Consider the following 25,055-nt stretch of genomic DNA (forward strand, 5'->3'; position numbering starts at 1 on the left):
GTTTCGGGGCGGGCTGCGTCGAGGGAGTCGTGGAGCCGGTGGGACAGGACGTCGGCCTGGCACGCCTTGGCCATCTGGTCGGCCTTGCGCAGCACCAGGCGTGCGTTGCGGAGCTGCCCGAGCTCGCTGTGCGCCTGGCTGAGGTCGGTCAGCGCGCGGGCGAGTTCCAGCCGGTCGCCGCATCGCTCCAGCAGCTGGATGGCTTCGCGCAGCACCGCGACGCGCTGCCGGGGTTCGCTGCACGCGGCCAGGACGCGCAGCGTGATCGCGCGGATCCGCACGCCGCCGGAGGTGCCGGCGAGCTGCTCGGCGACCAGTTCGCGGGCCTCGCGTCTTCTGCCCAGCAGCAGGTAGGTGTGGGCGAGGTCGCCGCGCCACGGGATCGTCGTGGGGATCGCCCGATCACCGCCTCGCATGCGGGTGGCGACCCGTTCGAAGGCGTCCAGGGCGGCGAGGGTGCGCCCGCTGGTCAGGTGGTGCCTGCCGGTGGCGTGCAGGTGGCGGAGACCGAAGGTGGTCGCGGCCATCTCGTCCGGGACCGGGCGCGTGAGCAGGCCTGCCGCGGTGTCGTGCCGGCCCAGCGCGGTGTTCACGTGGATCAGCGTGGACAGCGGCAGGCCCACCAGCACTCCCCACGTCTGCGGGTGCAGCAGTCGCAGCGCCTCCTGCGCCTGCGCCTCGGCGGCGATGAGGTCGCCGCGTCGCCACGACATGTCGGCGCGGACCGCGCCGATCAGCGCCTGCGCGGTGGTGGCGCCGTGCCTGCGGGCCTGCGCGGTGAGCGCCTCGCACCAGTGCCGGGCCCGTTCGACGTGGCCCGCGTGGTCCAGGGCGAGCACGGCGGCGGAGGCCGCTTCGGGCAGCACCTCGCCCTCGCAGCTCTGCAGGACGTGCTCGGCTGCGCGCAGCACCTCCCCCGGCAATTCCCGGGTCCACACCCCGACGAGTCCGGCGGTCGCCTGCCACGTGATGTCCCCGCTGGTCAGCGGCTCGACGTCGAGGGAACGGCCGTGGATCCACTCGGCGGCGACGCGCAGTTCGGCGGCCGCGCGGGGATGGGGCTCGCCGTCGTGCGCGCGCGTGGTGCGCAGGAGCTCTCCTGCCGCGCCCGGATCGCCCTGCCAGAGCCGCAGGCGGGCCACCGGGACGGCATCGCGCCAGCACAGGTCCCTCCGGTCTGCGAGCGGGCCTAGGTGGCGGGCGGCGATGGAGGGGTTGATGCGCCAGGCCGCGCGGACCAGGGCGGCGCGCAGCTCGACCCGCTCGCAGTCGTCGTCGGAGGCGTTCAGGGCGAGTTCCAGGCAGCCGACCGCGAGTTCGGGATCGTCCACCAGGGACTGCTCGGCGGCGTAGCGCAAGGGGCGCATCGCCCAGCGCCCGGGTACCGCACCGGCCGCGGTGAGGTGGCGGGCGATCTCCACGGCCGGGGCGCCGCGGCGGTGCAGCAGTTCGGCGGCGCGGGCGTGCAGCCTGGCCGCGTCGGCGGGCGCGAGGCTTTCCAGCAGGACGTCGGGATGGCGCAGGCGGTGGTCGCGGAGCAGCCCGGCGGCGTCGAGCGCGTCGAGCACGGGACCGACCGAGCGCGCGGTCATCGTCAGCAGCTCGGCGACGAGGGCCGGTGACGCCGAATCGCCCAGCACCGCAACGCCTTCGGCCACGGCGAGGAAATCGGCGTCCCAGCGGGTCAGGCTGTCCAGCACGGCTCGCCGGAAGTGCGCCCCCACCGCGAGACCGTCTTCCAGCAGCGCCTCGAGCAGGAACGGGTTTCCGCCGGTGAGATCGAAAGCGGTTGCGGCGCAGTCGTCTTCGACGTCGAGGAGTTCGGCCACGCCGGATTCCGCCAGCGGGCCGAGGTCGATCCGGCGATCGGGCCGGCGGGCCAGCTCGGCGTGCGGGGCTTCGCGCGCCAGGTTCGGGCGCTCCCACTCGGTCAGCACCAGCAGCACGCGCGCGGAGGCGATCCTCCTGCGCAGGTAGAGCAGCGCCTGCTGCGACTCCGGGTCGGCGAAGTGCACGTCGTCGACGGCCAGCACCACCGGGCGCTCACCGGCCGATTCCAGCAGCAGCGCGCCGACCTCCTCCAGCGATCGGGCATCCAGCGGCGACTCGGCGAGGCGGGCCACCCGGTCGCGCGCGACGGGTTCCGCTCCGGCGAGCAGCTGGGTCACCACGCCCAGCCGCAGCTCCCGCTCCGCGCGCGAACCCACCGCGCGCAGCAGCGCCGCCCGCTCCCCGACGAGGTCACCGAGCGCGTCCAGCAAGGCGGTCTTGCCCGTGGCCAGCGCGCCGCCGATGAGCACGACCCGCCCCCTGCCCCGCTCGCACTCGGCGAGGGATTCGGATATTCGGGCTAACTCGCTGGTTCGTTCGGTCAACATCGGTGACTCCGCATTTTCCACTCGCGCAACGGTTCTCGGCTCGTGACCGATGCCGTCGCTCTCAGCCGCCGCCTACACCCGCTCCGACGTCGCCGGTTCCGGAGCGGTTCCGCGACGAACGCGAAGTCCCGATTTGCTTCCCGAACGAAAATCGTCCGGACGTGACCGGTGGCCACGCCCGAACTCCCCTCACCTCCGCGAGAGGGCCTTCTGCAGCTCCTCCTTGGTCATCTTGGAACGGCCTTCGATTCCCTCGCGCTTGGCGTCCTCGTAGAGCTGCTGCTTGGTGCGGCCGCCGGGTCCTTGCCGGTTCCCGGAGCGCTTGCCGCCACGCCGCTGCGGTGGGATGTCCTCGGTGGAGACCTTGCTGCGCTGCTTGGCCGTTCCCTTCTGCGCGCGGTTCTTGTTCACCGTCCGGGCGGCGATCTCCTCCGACCGGCCCTCGCTGGACCCGCGCTTCTTGGTGCCCTGCTTGATGTGCTCGTACTGCCGCTCCTCCTTGGAGTTCCACGCGCTCTGCGGCATGACGTCCCTCCCGTCACGAACGGTCGCAACTTCCCGATGACCTACCCGGCACCACCTCCCGGCAAACACGCGCGACCACGTGCGAGCCCGGGCGTTCAGCCGTCGGTCGGGGTGAGGTCCTCCAAGGCCTTCTTGTGGTCGTGGCGGTAGACGATGGAGCTGCGGAACTGGACGATCTCGCGGCGGTTGCTCAGGCTGTCGACGAGGAACGCGTGCAGCGCGGGAACGTCGCGAACGCCGACGTGCAGCAGGAAGTCGTCGCCGCCGGCGAGGCCGAAGATCGCGATCACCTCGGTCATGGCCAGCGCGTCGGCGTGGAACTGGTCGATCAGCTGACGGCTCAGGGGCCGGACCTGGACGAACACCATGGCCTCCACCGCCCGGCCGAGCGCGTTGAAATCCACGGCCGCGTGGAACCCGGTGATCAAGCCGCGGGCTTCCAGGCGCCGGACGCGTTCGGAGCACGTCGAGGGCGCGGCACCCACGAGCTCCGCCAGGTCGCGCATGGGAATCCTGGCATCTCGCTGGAGAGCCTCCAGGATCAACCGGTCCGTCCGATCCATGTTCGGATTTTCACTCACTTCCCGAACATATCAACGAACTGGAAGCGCCAACTCCCGAATTCGTACCAGACTGGCGCTCATGAGCCGATCAGATTCCTCTCCCGACGCACTCGACCACGAACAGCTGCGCGTGGTGCGCGGACGCCGCTCGGGCGTCGTGATCGCCGTGGCCGTCCACTCCACCCAGGCGGGCCCGGCCATCGGCGGCTGCCGGATCACGTCGTATTCGCACTGGCGCGACGGGCTCGACGACGTCGTGCGCCTCTCCCGCGCGATGACCGAGAAGGCGGCCCTGGCGGGGCTGCCGCACGGCGGCGGCAAGTCGGTGATCATGGACGCCGACGCCGTCCTCGACGAGAGGGACCGCTTGCTGGTGCTCGAAGACCTCGCGGAGGTGATCACCTCGCTCGACGGCGCCTACCTGACCGGCCCCGACATCGGCTCGACCCCGGAGGACATGGAGATCATCCACGGGCTGACGGGCGGCCTCGCGTTCTGCCGGCCGGAGTCCGGCGGCGGGAGCGGCAATTCGAGCACCGCCACGGCCCGGGGCGTGCTCGCCGCGCTGGACGCGGCCGCTGACCACGTCTTCGGCACCGGCGCGGACCTGCGGGTCGGGGTGATCGGGTACGGCAGCGTCGGCCGCCTGGTCGCCGACGAGCTCGCCGCGCGCGGATGCGCTGTGACCACCGGCGACCTCGACGGGAGCAGGCGCGCGGTCGCCGAAGCGGCAGGACTGACCTGGAGCACCGAGGACCTGCTCGGCGAGGAGTTCGACGTCCTGGTGCCGGCCGCCGTCGGAGGGCTGCTGTCCGAGGAACGGGCCCGAACGTGCCGAGCCCGGCTGATCGTCGGACCGGCCAACAACCAGCTCACCCACGACGGCGTCGGCTCCACCCTCCACGAGCGGGGCGTCACGTGGGTGCCGGACGTCGTGGCGAGCGCGGGAGGCATCATCCACGCCGTCTGCCGCGAGGAGCTCGGCCTCACCGAGGAGGAGACGACCCGGCGCATCACCGCGATCGGCGCGACGGTGACCGAGATCCTCACCGACGCGCGCGAGAGCGGAACCACCCCGCAGACCGCGGCCCGGGACCTCGCCGCGCGCCGCCGGACGGCGGTTCCCGCCTGATCGTGGACGAGGGGACGGTCCCGACGGGAACCGTCCCCTCTGCGGTGGGAGCCGTCAGCCGGCTCCGGCGCCCGCGCTGCGGAGCAGGCGGGCCGCTTCGAGTGCCAGGGGGTCCATGTCCTGGGGCGGTGAGTCGGCGAGCCGGTCCAGCTCGGCCCTCATCCTCGGGTCCCAGAACATCTTGATGTGGTGGGCCACCTCCCGCGCCGCCTGGCCGGGCGGGAGGTGGGCGAACTGGATGGCGATGTCGTTGGCCATCCGCACCTGCGGTGACACCTCGGCGCTCATGACTCGGTCAGCACCGCCTCCCGCTGCTCGGCCTCGGCCTTCTCCCCGCTGGTCTCCCTGGCGACCTGCACGGCGGTGACCTTGTACTCCGGGCAGTTGGTGGCCCAGTCGGAGTTCTCCGTGGTCACCACGTTCGCGCCGGTCACCGGGTGGTGGAACGTCGTGTACACCACGCCCACCGGCATCCGGTCGGAGATCTTCGCGCGCAGCGACGTCGTGCCGACCCGGCTGGACAGGTTCACCACGTCGTCCGAGGAGATGCCGCGGTCCTCGGCGTCGTGCGGGTGGATCTCCAGCACGTCCTCCGGGTGCCAGGCCACGTTGGCGGTGCGGCGGGTCTGCGCGCCGACGTTGTACTGCGACAGGATGCGGCCGGTGGTGAGCACCAGCGGGAACCGGCGGGTGCTGCGCTCGCGGGTCGCCACGAACGGGGTGAGCACGAACCTGCCCTTGCCGCGCACGAACTCCTCGGAGTGCATGATCGGCGTGCCCTCGGGCGCCTTGTCGTTGCACGGCCACTGCACGCTGCCCAGCTCGTCGAGCTTGCCGAACGAGACGCCGGCGAAAGTCGGTGTCACCGAGGCGATCTCGTCCATGATCTCGCGCGGGTGGTCGTAGTGCATGTCGTAGCCCATGGCCTGGGCGATCTCGCAGGCCACCTGCCACTCGTCCTTGCCGCTCTTGGGCACCATCACCGGGCGGACGCGGTTGATCCGCCGCTCGGCGTTGGTGAACGTGCCGTCCTTCTCCAGGAACGAGGTGCCCGGCAGGAACACGTGGGCGAACTTGCTGGTCTCGTTGAGGAACAGGTCCTGCACCACGACGAGTTCCAGCGCCGACAGCGCCGCCGCGACGTGCTGGGTGTTGGGGTCGGACTGGGCGATGTCCTCGCCCTGCACGAACAGGCCCCGGAAGCTGCCGTCGACGGCGGCGTCGAACATGTTCGGGATCCGCAGCCCCGGTTCGGGCAGGATCGGGCGCTCCCAGAGCTTCTCGAACACCTCGCGCACCGCGTCGTCGGCGACGTGCCGGTAGCCGGACAGCTCGTGCGGGAACGAACCCATGTCGCAGGAGCCCTGCACGTTGTTCTGCCCGCGCAGCGGGTTGACGCCCACGCCCTCGCGGCCGATGTTGCCGGTGACCATGGCGAGGTTGGCCATGCCCATCACCATCGTGGAGCCCTGGCTGTGCTCGGTGACGCCCAGCCCGTAGTAGATCGCTCCGTTGCCGCCGGTGGCGTAGAGCCGCGCGGCCTCGCGGACCTGCTCGGCGGGAACACCGGTGATGGACTCGACCGCTTCCGGGCTGTTCTCCGGGCGGGCGATGAACTCCGCCCAGTCGTCGAATCCCTCGCAGCGCGAGGCCACGAACGACTCGTCGGTCAACCCCTCGGTGACCACCACGTGCGACAGCGCGTTGACCAGCGCGACGTTGGTGCCCGGCGCGAGCTGCAGGTGGTGCGAGGCCTCGACGTGCGGGCTGCGCACCAGGTCGATCCGCCGCGGGTCGATGACGATCAGCTTCGCGCCCTCCCGCAGCCGGCGCTTCATCCGGGAGGCGAACACCGGGTGCCCGTCGGTCGGGTTGGCGCCGATCACCACGATCACGTCGGAGGCCGCCACGGACCGGAAGTCCTGCGTGCCCGCCGAGGTCCCGAAGGTCTGCTTGAGGCCGTAGCCGGTCGGCGAGTGGCAGACGCGGGCGCAGGTGTCGACGTTGTTGTTGCCGAACGCCGCCCGCACCATCTTCTGCACCACGTAGACCTCCTCGTTGGTGCAGCGCGAGGAGGTGATGCCGCCGATGGCGTTCGAACCGTGCCGGGCCTGGATGTCGCGGAACTTCTCGGCGACGTAGGAGATCGCCGTCTCCCAATCGGTTTCGCGCCACTCATCGGTGGTGCGCTCGCGGATCATCGGGTTGAGCTGCCGGTCCGGGTGCGTGGCGTAGCCGAAGGCGAAGCGGCCCTTGACGCAGGAGTGGCCCTCGTTGGCTCCGCCGTCCTTGTACGGCACCATCCGCACCAGCTCGTCGCCGCGCAGCTCGGCCTTGAACGAGCAACCCACCCCGCAGTAAGCGCAGGTGGTCAGCACCGAGCGGGTCGGCATGCCCAGGTCGACGACCGACTTCTCCTGCAGCGTCGCCGTCGGGCACGCCTGCACGCACGCTCCGCAGGACACGCAGTCGGACTCCAGGAACGGGTCACCGGCACCGGCCGCGACCTTGGAGTCGAAGCCGCGCCCCTCGATGGTCAGCGCGAAGGTGCCCTGCACCTCGTCGCAGGCCCGCACGCATCGGGAGCACACGATGCACTTGGAGGCGTCGAAGTCGAAGTAGGGGTTGCTGCTGTCGGTGGGCGCGTCGAGGTGGTGGGCGCCCTCGTAGCCGTAGCGGACCTGGCGCAGGCCGACCACACCGGACATGTCCTGCAGCTCGCAGTCACCGTTGGCCGAGCACGTCAGGCAGTCCAGCGGGTGGTCGGAGATGTAGAGCTCCATGACGCCCTGGCGCAGCTTCTCCAGCCTCGGCGTCTGGGTGCTGACCTTCATGCCCTCGGCGACCGGTGTGGTGCACGAGGCCGGGGTGCCCTTGCGGCCGTCGATCTCCACCAGGCACAGCCGGCACGAGCCGAACGCTTCCAGGCTGTCGGTGGCGCACAGCTTCGGGATGTCGGTGCCGGACTCGGCCGCGGCGCGCATCACCGAGGTGCCCTCGGGCACGGTGACCGGCACGCCGTCGATGTCGACGGTGACGGTGGCCTCCCCCGCCCTGGCCGGGGTGCCGTAGTCGGGTTCCTTGAGCAGACCCATCGCCTACTTCGCCTCCTTCAGGAAGTCCTCGGGGAAGTGCGCCAGCGCGCTGCGCACCGGGTTCGGGGTCAGCCCGCCCATCGCGCACAGCGATCCGTCGGTCATCAGCTCGCACAGGTCGCCCAGCACGGCGAGGTTGCCGTCGCGGTCCTGGCCGCCGACGATGCGGTCGACGACCTCGACGCCGCGCACCGCGCCGACCCGGCACGGGGTGCACTTGCCGCAGGACTCCTCGGCGCAGAACTCGAACGCGAAGCGCGCCATGGCCGCCATGTCCACGGTGTCGTCGAAGACGGTGATGCCGCCGTGGCCGAGCATCGCCTGCGCCTCGGCCAGCGCCTCGTAGTCCATCGGCAGGTCGAACCGCTCGGGCGGCACGTAGGAGCCCAGCGGCCCGCCGATCTGCACCGCGCGCACCGGCCGCCCGGATCGGGTGCCGCCGCCGTAGCCGTTGACCAGCTCCTCGATGGTGATGCCGAAGGCGGATTCGAAGACACCGCCGCGCGCGACGTTGCCCGCCAGCTGGAAGACCTGCGTGCCGCGCGAGCGCTCCACGCCGAGCTCGGCGTAGGGCGCACCGCCGTCGGCGAGGATCGCCGGGACGCTGGCCAGGGTGAGCACGTTGTTGACCACCGTGGGCTTGCCGAACAGCCCGGTGATCGCCGGGATCGGCGGTTTGGAGCGCACCATGCCGCGCCTGCCCTCCAGGCTCTCCAGCATGGAGGTCTCCTCGCCGCAGATGTAGGCACCGGCACCGACGCGCACGAACAGGTCGAACGTGAGCTCCGATCCGAGCACTCCCTCGCCGAGCCAGCCGACCGCGTAGGCTGCGTCGATCGCGCGGCGCAGGGTGCGCACGGCGTCGGGGTACTCGGAGCGGACGTAGATGTAGCCCTCGGTGGCGCCGACGGCGTGGGCGGCGATGGTCATGCCCTCGATGAGGCAGAACGGGTCGCCTTCCATGAGCATCCGGTCGGCGAAGGTCCCGGAGTCGCCTTCGTCGGCGTTGCAGCAGACGAACTTCGCGGGCCCCTCGGCCTGGAGCACGGTGTTCCACTTGATGCCCGCGGGGAATCCGGCGCCGCCGCGCCCGCGCAGGCCGGAAGTGGTGACCTCCTCGACGACCTCGGCGGGTGCGGCGGCCAGCGCCGCGCGCAGTCCGCGCAAGCCCCCGTGCGCTTCGTAGTCCGATGTGGACAGCGGGTCGGTGGCGCCGACGCGGGCGAAGCACAGCCGCTGCTGGTCGCGCATCCACGGCAGGTCCTCGACCGCGCCCTGGCACAGCTCGTGGTCGGCTCCTCGCAGCATCCCGGCCGCGATCAGCTCCGGCACCCGGCCCGGGGTGACCGGGCCGTAGCCGACGCGACCGCGCTCGGTCTCGACCTCGACGAGCGGTTCGAGCCAGAGCATGCCGCGAGAGCCGTTGCGCACCAACCTGATCGGCTCGTCGGCCGCCCGCTGGATGGCTGCGGCGACCTCGTTCGCGCCGACCGAGACCGACGCGGAGTCCTGGGGTACGTAGACGGTGATCACGCGTTGCCCTCCGCGAGGATCTCGACGAGCCGGCTGCGGTCCACCCGGCCGTGCAGCCTTCCGTTGACCTGCGCGGAGGGTCCGAGCGCGCAGTTGCCCAGGCAGAACACCTGGTCGAGGGTCACCGAGCGGTCGGGGGTGGTCTGGCCGACCTTGACGCCGAAGACCTGCTCGGCATCGGCCACGAGCCGTTCGGCGCCGACCGATTGGCACGCCTCGGCTCGGCAGATCTTGACCGTGGTGGTGCCCGCGGGTTCGGAGCGGAAATCGGTGTAGAAGGAGATGACTCCGTGGACGTCGGCCCGCGAGAGGTTGAGCTCTTCGGCCAGGACCGGGACCACCTGCGGATCGATCCAGCCGAACTCCCGCTGGAGGTGGTGCAGGATGGGAAGCAGGGCTCCGCGCTCGCCCCGGTGCGCTTCGACAACGCCGCGCACTCGTTCCGCTATCGTCATCTGCGGCTCCACTCCGTTGTAGATTGGGTCTACCGTCGCGCCGCGTCGCCCAGAGTTCAACGCACGCGTTTTTATGCATCGATAAGCACCACCGATCGATGCGTACTCCGCGTCACCGAATTTCTCGCATCATCGCTGGACAGGACCTTTTTGCGCACCATTTCCGCGCCTTTTCCGGCCTTTTCGCGCACGCTGCGAGACCGGCCGCGACCAGCGTTTTCACCCGTACGCGTCAGTTCATGATCGTCTTTCGGGCACCGCGGGAAGCGCCGCTGGTTTTCGCTCCCCCGCCGCTCGTGCGAGCTCCTCGCGCACTCGTCCCGCCCGGCTTGCCCAGGTGTCACGGGTGCGCCTAACTTGAAATTCCAGCGCGGAATTCGGGAATTGCCGCCCAACCCACCCGGCTCCCGCTGCGGCCGGAAAAACGGCCACCGGCCGAGACGAACCTGAGGAGAATGCGATGACCTGGGAAACCCCTGAATACACCGTGATCGACGTCTGCGCCGAGGTCACCGGCTACCTGCACCGCGCCGACGAGGACTGATCCACCGCTCCCACCACGCGGCTCGAACCGCACGAGTGCCGCAAGGACCTCACCATCCGCCCGCCGGATCGGTCGAGGACCTTGCGGCACCGTCGTCAGCGGGGCCGGTGCGACCGCCGGCGCCACCGGAGCTCTGGCGGAAGGAGTGGCATCGATGCCCCCGGCCACGCATCGAGTCCGAGTGTGCCGACTGCACGAGTTCCCGCCCGGAACCGTGCGACGGCTCAACACCCTCCCGCCGGTCGCGGTGTTCAACGTCGCCGGGCGGCTCTACGCGATCGACGACGTGTGCTCGCACGCCTGGGCGGTCCTCAGCGACGGCCACTTCGACGGCACGTCGCTGGAGTGCCCGGTGCACCTGTCACGCTTCGACGTCCGCAGCGGAGAACCCCTCTGCCCGCCGGCCACCGAACCCCTCCGCACCCACCAGGTCGAGATCTGCGGCGACGAGGTGGTGGTCCACGTCGACATAGGCCGACCGCTGTGACGCCGCGGAAACCGATCCTGAACTCGTCTTGCATGGCGGTGCGGGTAGCGGAACCTGATACGCCTCCTGGACTCCGTGCGCCACTCCTTGAGCATGTCGATGCGCGGCGTCGCGGCGTCCTCGCCGGAAGACGTATCAGAACCCGCGGCGGTGCGAGCTGCTCAGGTGGTCCTCACGGCTCGCGGCTACGCCGCTCGCACGCGGTTCGAGAGCCCGCCTCAGAAGACCACCACGGAGCGCAGGACTTCTCCGCGTCCCATCTTGGCGAAGGCGTCTTCGACCTCGTCGAGGGTGATCTCCTCGGTGACGAACTTGTCGAGGGGCAGGCGGCCCTGCTGGTGGAGGTTCGTGAGCATCGGGAAGTCGCGGCTGGGCAGGCAGTCGCCGTACCAGGAGGACTTCACCGCCCCGCCCCGGCCGAAGACGTCCAGCAGCGGGAGCTTGATCTCCATCTCCGGGGTCGGCACGCCCACCAGCACCGCCGTGCCCGCCAGGTCGCGGGCGTAGAACGCCTGCTCGAAGGTCTCCGGCCGGCCGACGGCGTCGATGACGACGTCCGCGCCGTTGCCTCCGGTGAGCGACCGGACGGCGGCCACGGTGTCGGTCTCGGCGGCGTTGACCGTGTGGGTGGCTCCGAACTCCTCGGCCCAGGCGAGCTTCTTCGGGTCCCGGTCGACGGCGATGATCTTCTCCGCGCCGGCCAGCGCCGCTCCGGCGATCGAACCGTTGCCGACGCCGCCGCAGCCGATCACGGCCACCGAGTCGCCGCGGGTCACGCCACCGGTGTTGATCGCCGCACCGATCCCGGCCATGACACCGCACCCGAGCAGCGAGACCACGACCGGCCGCGCGGCCGGGTCGACGCGCGTGCACTGACCGGCGTGGACGAGCGTGCGCTCGCTGAAGGCCCCGATCCCCAGAGCCGGGGACAGCTCCGTGCCGTCCTCCAGCCGCATCGGCTGGTCGGCGTTGTTGGTGTCGAAGCAGTACCAGGGCTTGCCGCGCGAGCAGGCGCGGCACTGCCCGCACACCGCGCGCCAGTTCAGCACCACGAAGTCGTTCTCGGACACGTCCGACACGCCGGGCCCCACCGCTTCGACGACACCGGCGGCCTCGTGGCCGAGCAGGAACGGGAACTCGTCGTTGATGCCGCCTTCCCGGTAGTGCAGGTCGGTGTGGCAGACACCGCACGCCTGCACCCGCACCAGCACCTCGCCGGGCCCGGGTTCGGGCAGGTCGATCCGCACCACCTCGACCGGCTCGCCCTTCCCCTGTGCGATCACCGCGCGCGACTTGATCATCTGCTGCATCCTCTCGGCGACAAGGGCGCCGGTGGCGGCGACAGCGGTCGGGGTCGCCTCGCGCCGCCACCGGCGTGGCCCGACCCGGCACGCCGAGTCGAGACCGGTCCGTTTCGACCACCCTCGCGCGCCGGTTCCGGAGTGGACAACGAATCCGGTACCGGCGGCGGGTGATCGAGCACGAACGGCGGGATTTCGGTGACGAACCGCGGTCACTCCGCGGCCGCGCGCGGGCGGCGGTAGACCGGTTCGGGAGCGGCGACGGGCGTGTCGTTGGCGCGGTCCACCGCGTCCTGCACGAGGTGGTGGTCCGGCGAGTACGTGCAGACCGGGTCGGTGCGCGAGGCGTCACCGGTCAGCGCGAACGCCTGGCACCGGCAGCCGCCGAAGTCGATCTCCTTGCGGGAGCAGCTGCGGCACGGGTCCGGCATCCAATCGGTTCCCCGATACGCCTGGAACGCGGGCGATTTCGCCCAGATCCAGTCGAGCGGGTGCGCCAGCACCGACGGGAAGTCGAGGGTGTCGATGTCGGCGGCGACCGGGCACGGGTAGACCGACCCGTCCGGTGCCACGGTCAGGGCGGTGCGCGCCCAGCCGCCCATGCACGGCTTCGGGTAGGGCTCGTAGTAGTCGGGCAAGATCCACAGCAGTTCCATCCGCCCGGCGAGCTCGGCCTTGCGCCGCTGGTAGACCTTCTCCGCCGCGGCGAGCTGTTCGCGGCCGGGCAGCAGCAGGTCCCGGTTGCGCAGCCCCCAGCCGTAGTACTGGGTGTTGGCCAGTTCGAGCCGTTCGGCTCCCCACGACTCGCAGACGTCGATGATGGCGTCGAGCCGGTCGAGGTTGAGCCGGTGCAGCACGACGTTCATGTTCAGCGGCAGCCCGGAATCGACGATGATCCGCGCGGCCTCGCGCTTCTTGTCGAACCGCTTGGTGGCGGCCACGAGTTCGCTCGCCTCGGCGGTGTCGCCCTGGATGCTCAGCTGCACGCTGTTGAGCCCGGCCACGACCAGCGACTTCGCCCGCTCCTCGGTCAACCCGAGACCACTGGTGATCAGGTTGGTGTAGAGCTCGCAGCCGCGCGCCTCGGCCACCAGCTCGGCGAGGTCACCGCGCACCAGCGGCTCGCCGCCGGAGAAGTGCACCTGCACCACTCCGAGGTCCGCGGCCTCGCGGATCACCCGCAGCCAGTCCTCGGTGCCGATCTCCTCGTCCCGCCGGCGCAGTTCCAGCGGGTTGGAGCAGTACAGGCAGTGCAGCGGGCACTGGTGGGTCACCTCGGCCAGCAGCCCGTAGGGCGCGGGGGTCATCCGGACACCACCCAACCTTGGTCGTGCGCGTCGTTGAGGAACGTCAGCACTTCGTCGATGAGCCCGGTGGCCCCGAACTCCTCCTCCAGCCGGTCGACGAGCTCCCGCACGGTCCGGGTCCCGTCGCACAGCCGCAGGATCGCCGCGCCCGAGGCGTTGAGCCGCACCACGCGTTCGGGAAGCAGCAGCAGGTCGGCGTCGCGGACCTTGTCGCGCTTGAGCATCGCCTTGGGCACCAGGCGCGGTGTGCTCGCGGCGTCCATCACTCGGCCTTGCCGTAGGCGAGCTGCACCGCGTCGAGCAGGGTCCACAGCACGTCGCACTTGAACTCCAGGGCGCGCACGCACGCCTCCTGCTGCTCCCGGGTGCGGGCGTTGTCGAGCACCAGGCCGAGCAGGTGGGCGATGTCGGCGGGCTGCTGGGTCAGCCGGGTCCGGAAGTACTCCAGGCCGCGCGAGTCCAGCCACGGGTAGTGCTTCTGCACGTCGACGATGCGGCGGCTGAGCAGGTCGGGCGCGAACAGCTCGGTCATCGCCGAGGCCACCGCCTCCAGCCACGGCTTGTGCCTGCAGAAGTCGACGTAGGCGTCCACGGCGAAGCGCACGCCGGGCAGCACGGTGCGGGTGTCGTAGAGCTCCTCGCGGGACAGGCCGACGGCTTCGCCGAGCCGCACCCAGCGCTCGATGCCGCCCTCGACCTCGGTGGTGCCGTCGTGGTCGGTGATGCGCTTGATCCACTTCCGGCGTTCGGCCGCGTCGGGCAGCTTGGTGAGGATGAAGGCGTCCTTCACCGGCAGGTTGATCTGGTAGTAGAAGCGGTTTCGCACCCAGCCGCGGAACTCCTCCTCGGTCAGGTCACCGGCGTGCATCCGCTCGTTGAACGGGTGCAGGTGGTGGTAGCGCGCTTCGCCGACCGCGCGCAGCTCCGCCTCGAACTCCTCCGACGACCAGGGCCTCATAGTTCGACCTCCAGACCCGCACGTCCCACCTCGATGCCCAGCGCCGCGAGTTCGGCTCGCTCGGCTGATCCCTCGTCGAGGATGGGATTGGTGTTGTTGACGTGGACGTAGATCTTGCGGCGGGCGGGCAGCGCGGCCAGGTGCCGCGCCGAACCGTCCGCACCGCTGACGGGCATGTGTCCCATGGACCTGCCGGGCCGATCACCCGTTCCGCTGCGGGACATCTCGTCGTCGGTCCAGAACGTGCCGTCGACGAACACGCAATCGGCGTCGGCGACCTGCTCGGCGAAGTGCTCGTCCCAGCTTGGCACGGTCGGGGCGTAGACGGCGGTTCCGCCGCTCACCAGGTCGTGCAGCACGTAGCCGGTCTCCCAGTCGCCCGGCCCGGCGTGGTGCCCGACGTAGCGCGGCGGTTTGCTCCCGGTTGCGAAAGCGGTCACCTGGAGCCGTTCGTCGAGATCGATGGGCTTGCCGACCTCCACCTCCCGCCACCGCACGTCGGCGTAGTCGGAGACCAGGTCTCGCACCGGGAAGTGGTCGGTGAGCGAGGCCAGCACGGGCGCCGTGCCGAAGACCTCCAGCGACGAGCCCTCCCGGAGCACCAGCAGCCCGATCGTGTGATCGAACTCGGCGTCGGTGAGCAGCACTCCCGCCACCGGTGTCTCCCGCGCCCCGGGGCCGGGGTGCAGGCTGGGGTCGGCGTTGATCTGGTGGTGCACGTCGGGTGTCGCGTTGAGCAGGAACCAGCGGTCACCGGTGCCGGAGACCGCGAGGCCCGCGTGCGCCGAAGCGCGCTCCGGCGCGGTGCGGACCTCGCGGCATCCGGGGCACGCGCAGTTCCACTGCGGGTACCCGCCACCTGCCGCGACTCCCAGGCAGTGGACGAGCACGGCCGTCAGCGCTGGTGGTAGTAGCCGGTGACTTCGGCGCAGACGTCGATCACCGTGTACTCAGGGGTCTCCCAGGTCATGATTTCCTCCTCGGTTCCGCGTTCCAGCAGTTCACAGCCTCAGCGATCGGTCGCTGCGGTGACAACCGATCGCCGACCGGCGGCGCGGAACTCCCAACGAACGGCATCGCCGCGACGACGAGCGGTGCACCCCGAGCTTGCGCCCGATCCCGCCGTCCGGCAGCGCGGTTGCGCCGGTCAGACGCCCAGCAGGCGGCGGATCTCCGGGGCGTGGCGCCGGGAGACCGGAACGAGCTCGGGCACGCGGGGGTCGGTGACGAGGAACAGCTCGCCCTTGGTGCCGCGTTCGACCTCGGCGACCCGGCGGAGGTTGACCAGGAAGCGGCGGTGCACGCGGCGGAAGCCGTGGCGGCTCAGGGCCTGATCGACGTGGTCCAGACCCCTGGTGGCGGCCAGGATCCGGCCGCGGTCGGTGCTGAGCCACACGGTGTTGCGGTCCGCTTCGGCGTAGCGGACCTCCGACGGCGCGAGCAGCACCAGGCGGTCGTTGCGGACGCCGATGACCCGGGGCGGCATGGGCACGGCCGCGCCCTCGCCCGCGCGGCCGTAGGGCTCGCCTTCCTGCAGCCCGAACGCGCAGAGCATCCCGACCACGCGGTCGGACTCGGTGATCGGCCGCAGCGTCGCGGGAACCGCGCCGTCGCCGGCGACCCCCAGCTGGGCGTATCCGGTCCACTGTGGATTCTGCGCGGCTCGTCCCGCCGCCCAGCGCACCACGTCGGACAGTTCGGCGATGTCCGGTCTGGACCGCTCGGCGGGTTCGACCGCGCCGCGCGAGGCCGGGGCGTCGGCGGGCAGGCGGAGCATGGACAGGGCGGCGTCGTTGGCCGCGACGACCTGGCCGCCCCGGTCGAGGGCGACCAGCGGGCCGCTGTGATCGGTGCGCTCCTGCTTGAAGGCCGTGCACACCCGCTTGGCCTCGCCGACGGCTCTGCGGTGGATCTCCTGCTCGATGCAGGACGCGGCCTTCTGCAGCCAGGCCGGGACCTCCGGGGAAAGCGTTGCGCCCCAGCGCGAGATGTTGATCGAGGCGATGGCCGAGCCGGTCACCACGTCGCGGATGGCGATGCCCGCGCACGCCCACTGGTGGAAGCCCTCGCACCAGTGCTCGGCGCCGGTGACCGTGACCGGGCCGGCGACCTCGAAGGACGTGCCCATCCCGTTGGTGCCGGTGCACTGCTCCGACCACGACGACCAGGGCGCCATGTTGGACAGCTCGGCGCGGCGGCGAGCCGACGGGTCGCCCCAGGTGCCGAGGATGCGCCCGGAGCCGTCGGTGACCGCGACGACCCCGCCGTCGAGTTCGACGTCCCGCCCGGCCAGGGCCCCGAGCCCGCCGAGCTGGGTGAAGATGACGTCGTTGTCCGGGCCTTGGTCGTGGTAGCCGGGGGCCGGCGGAGCCACGTCGAGCGCGGGGTCCACTTCGTACTGATCGCGGCAGCGGTACCAGGAGGCGAGGATGTCGGGCCGCACGTCGGAGGTGATGTCCTCGCCGGTCGCGAACGCCTCCCACGCCCTGGTGACCTTCGACGCGGTGGCCAGCGAATCTCCGCCAGGCGTGCTCGACGCGATTCCCAACGGCGGGACCAAGCCGGCCATCACGACCTCCTCGTCGCACATCGCATCCGTCATCGACCCAGCGGACCGTGACTCCGATCACGCTAATGGTGGTTAACGTTCAGGGGCAAGGGCGGCCATCCACTTGCAGCAGTCACCGGGAGTGCGGTTGATCTAGTCAACCGCCGAGGAAAGCCACCGATCGGGTGTTCCCCGAACGCCGAATCCTCCCACCGGACATCAACTTTCACGATTCCGCGCTCCCCTTCCCCGCATCCCCCGCCAGGGGGAGGCCGGGACGCCGCGCGTTCCGTAACGTCGAGGACTCGCCGCCGAGCAGCGGACCGCTTGCCGAGGGCAGGCCGCTCGAACCCCAGCGCGCCGGAGGACAGCGCCGACGGAGGGAGATTTCCGTGCCCGACAAGCAACTGCGCATCCACCGCGCCCGAGCCGAGCGACCGAATCCCCGCCCCACGATGCTGGGCATCGCGGGCGACAGCGCCGCGGGCAAGACCACCCTGACCCGCGGCCTGGTCCAGGCTCTCGGGACCGAGCGCAGCACCTCGATGTGCGTCGACGACTACCACCGCTACGACCGCCGGGAGCGCAGGGAACTGCCCTTCACACCGCTGCACCCGGACTGCAACTACGTGGAGATCATGGAGCAGCACCTGCGGCTGCTGGCCACCGGCAGTCCCATCCTCAAGCCCGTCTACGACCACTCCGGGGGCGAGCTGACCCGGCCGGTGCTGGTCGAACCGCACGAGTTCGTGCTGGTGGAGGGCCTGCTGCCGCTGCACACGAAGCTGTCCCGCGCGTGCTTCGACGTCACCGTCTACCTCGGCCCGCCCGAGGACGTGCGAGCCGCGTGGAAGATCCAGCGCGACACCGCCAAGCGCGGGTACCGGGCCGAGCAGGTCAAGGCCGAGCTCGGCCGCCGGGAACCCGAGTCCGCGCGGTTCATCCGGCCGCAGCGCGACCTGGCCGACATCGTCATCTCGTTCGCCCCGATCGAGGGCCGCGACGACCCGCCCGGCACTCCGCTGTCGGCGACCATCCTGATGCGCCCGACCATCCGGCACCCCAACTTCACCGAGATCCTGGCCAAGGCCCCCACCAAGGCGATGCACCTGGCCCTCAAGCGCGACACCGACGGACGACCGGTCGACGCCCTGCACATCCACGGCCACGCCCCGCCCGAGGAGAGCACGATGGTCGCCAAGGCGATCTGGGAAGGCCTCGACGTGCCCGACCCGCTGCCGGACTGCCTCGGCAGGCTCGACGACGGCAGGCGCAACGAACCGCTGCGGCTCGCCCAGCTGATCCTGCTGCACCACCTCATCCGCGACGGCGACTGAGGACCTGCTCTTCCGCTCCCGGCTGCGCCGCTCCCGCGAGGTTCGCCCAACACCGGCTCAGGCCGCACCGCTGCCGTGGCCGGAGGATTAGCATCGCGCGCATGCTCCTGCGGCAACTGGAATACCTGACGACCCTGGCGCGCGAGAAGCACTTCGCCCGCGCCGCAGAGGCGTGCTACATCTCGCAACCGGCCATGTCGGCGGCGATCCGCAAGCTCGAAGCCGAACTGCACGTCCAGATCATCCAGCGGGGGAACCGGTTCATCGGCTTCACCCCCGAGGGCGAGCGGATCCTGAAGTGGGCCTACCGCATCCTCGCCGAGCGGGACGCGCTGATCGAGGACGTCGGGGCGATGCGGGAAGGGCTCAGCGGGCGGCTGCGGATCGGGTGCATCCCGACGGCGCTGTGCGTGGTGCCGATCCTGACGTCGCTGCTGTGCCAGGACCAGCCCCGGGTGCGGGTGCAGGTGAGCTCGATGACCTCGATCGAGATCCAGCGCGGCCTGTCGCAGTACGGGCTCGACGTCGGCGTGACCTACATCGACAACGAGCCGCTGACCGGCGTCCGCACGGTTCCGCTCTACAGCGAGCGCTACCTGCTCCTGGCCGCCGAGGACGACCTCGACGACGGGGAATCGGCGACCTGGGCGGAGGCCGCCGAGCACCCGCTGTGCCTGCTGTCGGAGGACATGCAGAACCGCCGCATCCTCAACTCGGTGTTCGAGCAGGCCCAGGCGAAGCCGCAACCGGCGGTGGAGACCAACTCCATCAGCGCGCTCTACGCGCACGTGCGCGAAGGACCGTGGGCCACCGTGCTGCCCCATTCCTGGCTGCTGCGCTTCGGCGTCCCGGAGGGCATGCGCGCGGTCCCGCTGGCGGAGCCGCAGATCAGCAAGACGATCGGGCTGGTCCTGCACGACCGCGACCCGGAGCCCATCCTCGCCAGGGCGTTCGTCGACACCGCCCGGAGGATGGACCTGGACGAACTCCTCGACGCCACCACCCCCGGCTGAGCGGCACCGCGTCACCTACCGGAGGTGCCCTCGCCTGCGTACCCTTCTCCGATGGGCCGGGTGGAGGAGCCGTTGCGGCTGGTGGTCGTCGACGACCACCAGATGGTGCTCGACGGACTCAAGGCGATGCTGGAACCGCACTCCGAACGGGTGCGGATCGTCGGCGAAGCGGGCACTCCGGCACGGGCCGTCACCGAAATCCTGCGGCACGAACCGGATGCGGTGCTCCTCGACATCCGGCTGCGCGGATCCAGCGGTCTGGACCTGTGCGGGGAGATCCTGGGCCACCGACCGGGCTGCAAGGTGGTGTTCCTGACCGTCTACGACGACGAGCAGTACCTCTACCAGGCGTTGCAGCTGGGCGCGTCGGGCTTCCTGCTCAAGCGGGTGCGCGGATCGGAACTGGTGGAGTACCTCAGGCGCATCCACGAGGGCGAGGTGCTCATCGACCCGGCCCTGGCCGGCAGGGTCGCGAAGTCGGCGGCGCGGATCCGCAACGGCGAGTTCTGGCCCGGCGCCCACCTGGGCATCACCCAGCGCGAGAGCGACGTGCTGTCGCTGCTGGTGGCGGGCATGTCGAACCGGGCGATCGCGACGAAGCTGTTCATCACCGAGGAGACCGTCAAGACCCACCTGCGCGGGCTGTACCGCAAGCTGGAGGTCGGCGACCGGGCCGGTGCCATCGCGGTCGCGCTGCGCGAAGGGGTGTACCGGTGAAGCGCAGCTCGCTGGGGATGGCCGACGCGGAGCAGGAGGCCCACCTGCTCATGCGCATCATCGAGACCATCTCCTCCCGGCTGGACCTGGACGAGATCGTGCAGAACGTCGCGGCGATCATCACCGAGATGACCGCCACCGACGTGTGCTTCGTGCACCTGCTCGACGACGACCGGCAGCGGCTGCGGCTCTGCGGCGCGACCCCGCCGTTCGACCGGCTCGCCGGACGGGTGGAGCTGGCCGTCGGCGAGGGCATGGCCGGTTGGGTCGCCGCGCACGGCGAGCCCGCGGTGATCGTGGAGGACAAGCGCGCCGATCCGCGCTACAAGTACATCCCGGAGCTGCACGGCGAGGAGTTCACCTCGATGGTGTCGGTGCCGATCCTCACGCGGCTGGGCCACCTGGTGGGCGTGCTCAACCTGCACAGCAAGCGGCGCCGCGAGTTCGGCGACGACGTCGAGCTGCTGCGCTCGCTGGCCGGTCTCGTCGCGGGCGCCATCGAGAACGCCCGCCTCTACCGGCGGCTGGCCGACCGCGAGGAGGCGCTGGAGCGCTTCACCGAGCGGATGGTGCAGCTGCAGGAGTCGGAGAGCCGGCGGCTCGCGGGCGAGATCCACGACGGCATCAGCCAGCGCATCGTGAGCATGTTCTTCCACCTCTCGGCCGCCCGCGACCTGGTCGGCGAGGACGCCGCTCGAGCCGAGCAGCAGATCGCCACCGCGCAGGAGCTGGCCGGGGCGGCGCTGGACGAGACCCGCTACGCGATCGCGGGCCTGCGCCCACCGGTGCTCGACGACCTGGGCCTGACGGCGAGCCTGCAGAGCCTCGCGCGCGGGATCGCCGACCTGCACGTCCACGTCGACGCCGGGGTCTGCGACGTGCCGGAGTTCTTGGAGAGCGCCCTCTACCGCAGCGCGCAGGAGGCGTTGCAGAACGTCCAGAAGCACGCGCAGGCCGTTACCGCGGTGATCCGGCTGAGCACGACGACCGCCGGGGTGGTGCTGCAGGTCAGCGACGACGGAGTGGGTTTCGACCCGGCGGCGCTGCGCGCGAGCTCCGGCCCGACCGGCCACGGCCTGCCCGGCCTGCGGGAACGCGCGCGCCTGCTCGGTGGCACGCTCGAGGTGCGCAGCGCCCCGGGTTCCGGCACGACCCTGACGCTGACCGTCCCACCCCACCAGGAATCGGCCTAGGTGTGTTGTTGAACAACGCGGCGTAGCCGCTGTTTCAGGTGTGGGACTCAGCTCGCACCGCCGCGGGTTCTTCAGCGGCTTCGTGGCGAGTACGCCGCGACGCCGTGCATTGGCATACATCAGGAGCGGCGCACGGAGACCACGAAGCCGCTCAGGTTCCGCCACCCCGCACCGCTGAGCAAAGCAAGTCCCTGAAAAGCTCCTAGGGCTTGAAGTCCACCGGTTCCAGGCGGACGAGGTCGTCCAGGCCGCAGTCGTCCCGGGTGTCCACGATGCGGCTCGCGTGCCGCAACCGGGCTCGTTCCAACAGGTTCCGGACCGTCCGGGCGTTGGCGAAGCGGGGCTGGGCCCGCTGCTCGTCGAGCAGCTCCCGCAGGACCTCGACCGCTTCACCGCGCAGCCGGTAACCGTCCTGTTCGGACATCAGCTCGGCGATGGAGCGCAGCTCGTCGAGGTCGTAGTCGCCGAACTCGACGTGATGGGCCACCCGGGAGCTCATGCCCGGGTTCGAGCGGAAGAACTCCGCCATCCGGTCGCCGTAACCGGCCAGGATCACCACGACGTCCTCGCGCTGGTTCTCCATGACCTGCAACAGGATCTCGATGGACTCCTGGCCGTAGTCGCGTTCGTTCTCGGCGCGGTAGAGGTAGTACGCCTCGTCGATGAACAGCACGCCGCCCATCGCCCGCTTGAGCACCTCCTTGGTCTTCGGCGCGGTGTGGCCCACGTACTGGCCGACGAGGTCGTCGCGGGTGACGGCGACCAGGTGCCCGCGTTCGAGGTAGCCGATGCGGTGCAGCAGACCGGCCATCCGCATCGCCACGGTCGTCTTGCCGGTGCCCGGGTTGCCGGTGAAGCACATGTGCAGGTTCGGGCGGGTCGAGCTCACCCCGAACCGCTGCCGCACGCGATCCACCAGCAGCAGCGACGCCACCTCGCGGATGCGGGTCTTGACCTCGTGCAGCCCGACCAGCTCCGCGTCCAGCGAGGCCATCAGCTCGTCGATGCCCGCCGCGTCGCGCTCCGCCGCGAGATCCACGCGTTCGGTTCTCGCGAGGGTGGTTTCCGCTGTCTCCGTTGCCGTTTTGCCGGGTCGCATGCCGAAACCCGGCCGCATCACCGCGCTCATGACGAGTACCGCTCGCCCTTCGGGCGGTCCACCGCGTAGGCGTGGGTGCTGTAGCGCAGCCGCCGGTCGGCCGCCTCCTGCCGGTCGAGCCGGAACCCGGGCTCGTCGGAGGGGCGGTTGACCAGGAACGTCAGCGCCGTGGTCTGCCTGCCCAGCGAGGCGTCGTAGGCGTTGACCCGGATGTAGTGCTGCGGGTACGCCCTGCGGCACTCGTTGACCTCGTAGAGCACACCGGCGGCGTCGACCAGGTCGAACATCGGCAGACCCCACATGTCCCAGTAGTTGTTGCGCGGGTGCGGGTCGTCGGTGAACTCCACCGACAGCGGCCATCCGTTGTCCAGCGCGTACTGCGCCTGCGCCCGGATCTCGTCGTCGGTGAGCTCCGGGAGGTAGGAGAAGGTTCCCTGGGTGATGCGCATGTCCGGTCTCCTCACAGCAGCGTCGGGGTGTCGATGACGTCCGGGGTGTCGGTGGAGTCGTAGTCGAAGCTCACGTCACCCCACAGGGCCAGCGCCGTGTCGAGCTCGCGGCTGTGCCGCGCCGCCTTGCGCAGGATGTCGGGCCCCTCGGCGAGGAAGTCCCGGCCCTCGTTGCGCGCCTTGATCATCGCCTCCAGCGCGACCCGGTTGGCGGTGGCGCCCGCGGCGATGCCCATCGGGTGCCCGATCGTGCCGCCGCCGAACTGCAGCACCACGTCCTCGCCCAGGTGGTCCAGCAGCTGGTGCATCTGACCCGCGTGGATGCCACCGGAGGCGACGGGCATGACGCCCGGCATCGACGCCCAGTCCTGCTCGAAGTACAGGCCCTTGGCGGGGTCCGGGTCGGCCTTGTTGACCCGCAGCACGTCGTAGAACCCGGCGACCGAGTTCGGGTCCCCTTCGAGCTTGCCGACCACCGTTCCGGCGTGGATGTGGTCGACCCCGGCCAGCCGCATCCACTTGGCGATGACCCGGAAGCTCACGCCGTGGTTCTTCTGCCGCGTGTAGGTGGAGTGGCCGGCGCGGTGCAGGTGCAGCAGGACGCCGTTGGCCCGCGCCCACTTGGCCATCGACTGGATCGCGGTGTAGCCGACGGTCAGGTCGATCATCACCACGACGCTGCCGAGCTCCTTGGCGAACTCCGCCCGCTCGTACATGTCCTCCATCGTCGCGGCCGTGACGTTGAGGTAGTGGCCCTTGATCTCACCGGTTTCGGCCTGAGCGCGGTTGACGCCCTCCATGCAGAACAGGAAACGGTCCCGCCAGCGCATGAACGGCTGGGAGTTGATGTTCTCGTCGTCCTTGGTGAAGTCGAGACCACCCCGCAACGCCTCGAACACCACCCGCCCGTAGTTGCGCGCGGACAACCCCAGCTTGGGCTTCACGGTCGCGCCCAGCAGCGGGCGCCCGTACTTGTTCAGGTACTCGCGCTCCATCACGATGCCGTGCGCGGGCCCCTGGAAGGTCTTGGTGTAGTGCGGCGGGATCCGCATGTCCTCCAGCCGCAGCGCTTTGAGCGCCTTGAACCCGAAGACGTTGCCGATGATCGACGACGTCAGGTTCGCGATCGAGCCCTCCTCGAACAGGTCGAGGTCGTAGGCGATGTAGGCGATGTGCTGGCCGGGCTGACCCGGAACCGGATCGACCCGGTAGCACTTGCCCTGGTAGTGCTCGTAGGTCGTGAGCCGGTCGGTCCACACCACGGTCCAGGTCGCCGTCGACGACTCCCCCGCCACCGCGGCACCGGCCTCCTCCGGCGGCACCCCGTCCTGCGGGGTCACCCGGAACGCGGCGAGCACGTCACTCGGCTTGGGCTCGTAGTCGGGCTGCCAGTACCCCATCTCGGCGTAGGGGATGACCCCTGCGCCCCAACGCTCGTTCTCGGCTGCCATGCGTCCTCCCCGGATGAGTGGATGCGTTTGACGATGGCCGCCGATTGAGCAACTGTCTATCAAGAATCCCGTAGCGATTCTCAAGTGAACGGTTGATGATGACGCTCACGCAGCTGCGCACGTTCCTGGCCGTCGCCGACACCGGCTCGGTGCACGCCGCCGCGCGCCGGATGTTCGTGACCCAGTCGGCGGTGTCGGCAGCGCTCAACGCGCTGCAGAAGTCCCTCGGCCTGCAGCTGCTGGAACGCGACGGGCGCGGCCTGCGGTTGACCCGCGCGGGCGAGGTCTACGCCGACCACCTCCGCACCGCCCTGGGCCTCCTCGACCAGGCCCGCACCGCCGCCGCTGCGGAAACCGACCCGGAGCGCGGTGAACTGCGCATCGCGGCCTTGACCACCGCCGGCGAGCAGATCCTGCCCGGCGTGCTGGCGAGCTTCCGCGAGCAGCACCCGCACGTCGGCGTCCGCCTGGAGGTCGGCAACCGCGAGCACGTCCGCAGGCTGCTGGAACGCCACGAGGTCGACCTGGTGCTGGGCGGACGTCCCGAACCCGGCCGCGAGGTCGAGGTCCTCGCCACCCGCCCCCACGAACTCATCGTCGTCGCCAACACCCCCGATCCGGGGACCCCCGCCTGGTTGTCGGCTCAGACGTGGCTGCTGCGCGAACCCGGTTCCGGCACGAGGGCGATCACGGAATCCTTCCTCGCCCAGCTGGAACTGGACCCGCCGCCCCGAACCCTCACCCTCGGCTCCAACACGGCGGTCATCGAATCAGCCGTCTCCGGCCTGGGCGTCACCCTCGTCTCCAAGGACGCGGTGACCCGCCACCTCACCGAAGGACACCTCACCGAGATCCCCACCCCGGCCACACCCCTGCCGCGGGACTGGCACCTCACCGCCAACCCGGGCCCCAAACCCCCCACAACAACCCTCTTCACCAACCACCTAAGAACAAGAGCCCACTTCAAAAC

At 70.6% G+C, this 25,055-nt stretch carries 24 protein-coding genes; 7 read left to right on the top strand and 17 right to left on the bottom strand.

The features are described 5' to 3' along the window. The 3 genes from E1202_RS28650 to E1202_RS28660 form a co-directional block, all read right to left on the bottom strand. Positions 1 to 2,378: AAA family ATPase (locus tag E1202_RS28650; protein ID WP_132686450.1), on the bottom strand; the 2,378-nt coding region annotated here is incomplete at its 3' end. A 189-nt stretch (positions 2,379 to 2,567) separates the two neighbouring features. After that, on the bottom strand, positions 2,568 to 2,903 hold the full coding sequence (locus E1202_RS28655; RefSeq protein WP_132686451.1) for a plasmid stabilization protein: 336 nt from the start codon (positions 2,901 to 2,903) through the stop codon (positions 2,568 to 2,570). Between the two features lie 95 nt (positions 2,904 to 2,998). Continuing rightward, the gene (locus E1202_RS28660) at positions 2,999 to 3,466 is read right to left on the bottom strand and encodes an Lrp/AsnC family transcriptional regulator (RefSeq protein ID WP_132686452.1); all 468 of its coding nucleotides are present in this window, start codon (positions 3,464 to 3,466) and stop codon (positions 2,999 to 3,001) included. A 79-nt stretch (positions 3,467 to 3,545) separates the two neighbouring features. Here E1202_RS28660 and E1202_RS28665 point away from each other — a divergent pair, with 79 nt between their 5' ends. Then, positions 3,546 to 4,598 (top strand): Glu/Leu/Phe/Val dehydrogenase dimerization domain-containing protein, encoded by a 1,053-nt coding sequence (locus tag E1202_RS28665; protein ID WP_132686453.1) that lies wholly within the window; start codon positions 3,546 to 3,548, stop codon positions 4,596 to 4,598. A gap of 54 nt (positions 4,599 to 4,652) precedes the next feature. On the opposite strand, the gene E1202_RS28670 is transcribed toward E1202_RS28665, so the two are convergent. The 4 genes from E1202_RS28670 to E1202_RS28685 are packed head-to-tail and all read right to left on the bottom strand — an operon-like array spanning position 4,653 to position 9,681. Then, a complete protein-coding gene (locus E1202_RS28670) occupies positions 4,653 to 4,886 on the bottom strand; it encodes a formate dehydrogenase subunit delta (RefSeq protein WP_132686454.1) in 234 nt (77 codons plus the stop codon). Further along, complete coding sequence (gene fdhF, locus E1202_RS28675; RefSeq protein ID WP_132686455.1) at positions 4,883 to 7,693, bottom strand: formate dehydrogenase subunit alpha; 2,811 nt, start codon at positions 7,691 to 7,693, stop codon at positions 4,883 to 4,885. Before fdhF ends, E1202_RS28670 begins: the two co-directional genes overlap by 4 nt. 3 nt (positions 7,694 to 7,696) lie before the next feature. Continuing rightward, positions 7,697 to 9,226 carry a formate dehydrogenase beta subunit gene (locus E1202_RS28680; RefSeq protein ID WP_132686456.1) on the bottom strand — a complete coding sequence of 510 codons (1,530 nt, stop codon included), beginning with the start codon at positions 9,224 to 9,226 and terminating at the stop codon, positions 7,697 to 7,699. Beyond that, positions 9,223 to 9,681 (bottom strand): NAD(P)H-dependent oxidoreductase subunit E, encoded by a 459-nt coding sequence (locus E1202_RS28685; protein ID WP_132686457.1) that lies wholly within the window; start codon positions 9,679 to 9,681, stop codon positions 9,223 to 9,225. The genes E1202_RS28680 and E1202_RS28685 overlap by 4 nt, the downstream gene beginning before the upstream one ends. Before the next feature lie 698 nt (positions 9,682 to 10,379). Here E1202_RS28685 and E1202_RS28695 point away from each other — a divergent pair. Beyond that, a complete protein-coding gene (locus E1202_RS28695; RefSeq protein ID WP_132686458.1) occupies positions 10,380 to 10,712 on the top strand; it encodes a bifunctional 3-phenylpropionate/cinnamic acid dioxygenase ferredoxin subunit in 333 nt (110 codons plus the stop codon). Positions 10,713 to 10,930: 218 nt separating this feature from the next. Here the strand turns inward: E1202_RS28695 and E1202_RS28700 are convergent, their stop codons facing one another. The 7 genes from E1202_RS28700 to E1202_RS28730 all read right to left on the bottom strand — a co-directional run bounded on the left by E1202_RS28700 (position 10,931) and on the right by E1202_RS28730 (position 16,880). After that, the gene (locus tag E1202_RS28700; RefSeq protein ID WP_408007571.1) at positions 10,931 to 12,013 is read right to left on the bottom strand and encodes an S-(hydroxymethyl)mycothiol dehydrogenase; all 1,083 of its coding nucleotides are present in this window, start codon (positions 12,011 to 12,013) and stop codon (positions 10,931 to 10,933) included. Between the two features lie 212 nt (positions 12,014 to 12,225). Then, positions 12,226 to 13,320, bottom strand: a complete 1,095-nt coding sequence (pqqE, locus tag E1202_RS28705; protein ID WP_132686460.1) for a pyrroloquinoline quinone biosynthesis protein PqqE — start codon at positions 13,318 to 13,320, stop codon at positions 12,226 to 12,228. Further along, complete coding sequence (gene pqqD, locus E1202_RS28710) at positions 13,317 to 13,583, bottom strand: pyrroloquinoline quinone biosynthesis peptide chaperone PqqD (protein WP_132679040.1); 267 nt, start codon at positions 13,581 to 13,583, stop codon at positions 13,317 to 13,319. The genes pqqE and pqqD overlap by 4 nt, the downstream gene beginning before the upstream one ends. Next, positions 13,583 to 14,278 carry a pyrroloquinoline-quinone synthase PqqC gene (gene pqqC, locus E1202_RS28715; protein WP_132686461.1) on the bottom strand — a complete coding sequence of 232 codons (696 nt, stop codon included), beginning with the start codon at positions 14,276 to 14,278 and terminating at the stop codon, positions 13,583 to 13,585. The genes pqqD and pqqC overlap by 1 nt, the downstream gene beginning before the upstream one ends. Beyond that, positions 14,275 to 15,168 carry a pyrroloquinoline quinone biosynthesis protein PqqB gene (gene pqqB / locus E1202_RS28720; RefSeq protein ID WP_132686462.1) on the bottom strand — a complete coding sequence of 298 codons (894 nt, stop codon included), beginning with the start codon at positions 15,166 to 15,168 and terminating at the stop codon, positions 14,275 to 14,277. The genes pqqC and pqqB overlap by 4 nt, the downstream gene beginning before the upstream one ends. Before the next feature lie 5 nt (positions 15,169 to 15,173). After that, complete coding sequence (gene pqqA / locus E1202_RS33070; RefSeq protein ID WP_132686469.1) at positions 15,174 to 15,248, bottom strand: pyrroloquinoline quinone precursor peptide PqqA; 75 nt, start codon at positions 15,246 to 15,248, stop codon at positions 15,174 to 15,176. A gap of 177 nt (positions 15,249 to 15,425) precedes the next feature. Then, the gene (locus tag E1202_RS28730) at positions 15,426 to 16,880 is read right to left on the bottom strand and encodes a DNA-binding protein (RefSeq protein WP_235879084.1); all 1,455 of its coding nucleotides are present in this window, start codon (positions 16,878 to 16,880) and stop codon (positions 15,426 to 15,428) included. A gap of 338 nt (positions 16,881 to 17,218) precedes the next feature. Here E1202_RS28730 and E1202_RS28735 point away from each other — a divergent pair, with 338 nt between their 5' ends. From E1202_RS28735 to E1202_RS28750, 4 genes are all read left to right on the top strand, one after another. After that, positions 17,219 to 18,163, top strand: coding sequence for a phosphoribulokinase (locus tag E1202_RS28735; protein WP_207918971.1), 945 nt, complete (start codon positions 17,219 to 17,221; stop codon positions 18,161 to 18,163). A gap of 101 nt (positions 18,164 to 18,264) precedes the next feature. Beyond that, a complete protein-coding gene (locus E1202_RS28740; protein WP_132686463.1) occupies positions 18,265 to 19,176 on the top strand; it encodes a LysR family transcriptional regulator in 912 nt (303 codons plus the stop codon). A 51-nt stretch (positions 19,177 to 19,227) separates the two neighbouring features. Then, positions 19,228 to 19,893, top strand: coding sequence for a response regulator (locus E1202_RS28745; RefSeq protein WP_132686464.1), 666 nt, complete (start codon positions 19,228 to 19,230; stop codon positions 19,891 to 19,893). After that, entirely contained in the window at positions 19,890 to 21,086 is a 1,197-nt protein-coding gene (locus E1202_RS28750) for a GAF domain-containing sensor histidine kinase (protein WP_235879085.1), read from the top strand. The genes E1202_RS28745 and E1202_RS28750 overlap by 4 nt, the downstream gene beginning before the upstream one ends. Before the next feature lie 202 nt (positions 21,087 to 21,288). Here E1202_RS28750 and E1202_RS28755 read toward each other — a convergent pair whose 3' ends face one another. The 3 genes from E1202_RS28755 to E1202_RS28765 form a co-directional block, all read right to left on the bottom strand. Next, on the bottom strand, positions 21,289 to 22,125 hold the full coding sequence (locus E1202_RS28755) for an AAA family ATPase (protein ID WP_235879086.1): 837 nt from the start codon (positions 22,123 to 22,125) through the stop codon (positions 21,289 to 21,291). Between the two features lie 86 nt (positions 22,126 to 22,211). Next, entirely contained in the window at positions 22,212 to 22,634 is a 423-nt protein-coding gene (locus E1202_RS28760; RefSeq protein WP_132686466.1) for a ribulose bisphosphate carboxylase small subunit, read from the bottom strand. Between the two features lie 11 nt (positions 22,635 to 22,645). Beyond that, entirely contained in the window at positions 22,646 to 24,085 is a 1,440-nt protein-coding gene (locus E1202_RS28765) for a form I ribulose bisphosphate carboxylase large subunit (protein ID WP_132686467.1), read from the bottom strand. Positions 24,086 to 24,183: 98 nt separating this feature from the next. On the opposite strand from E1202_RS28765, the gene E1202_RS28770 reads away from it, so the two are divergent. Beyond that, positions 24,184 to 25,055 (top strand): LysR family transcriptional regulator (locus E1202_RS28770; protein ID WP_165944021.1); only part of this gene is annotated, 872 nt, incomplete at its 3' end.

This window comes from Saccharopolyspora karakumensis (assembly GCF_004349225.1).
GTDB lineage: Bacteria > Actinomycetota > Actinomycetes > Mycobacteriales > Pseudonocardiaceae > Saccharopolyspora > Saccharopolyspora endophytica.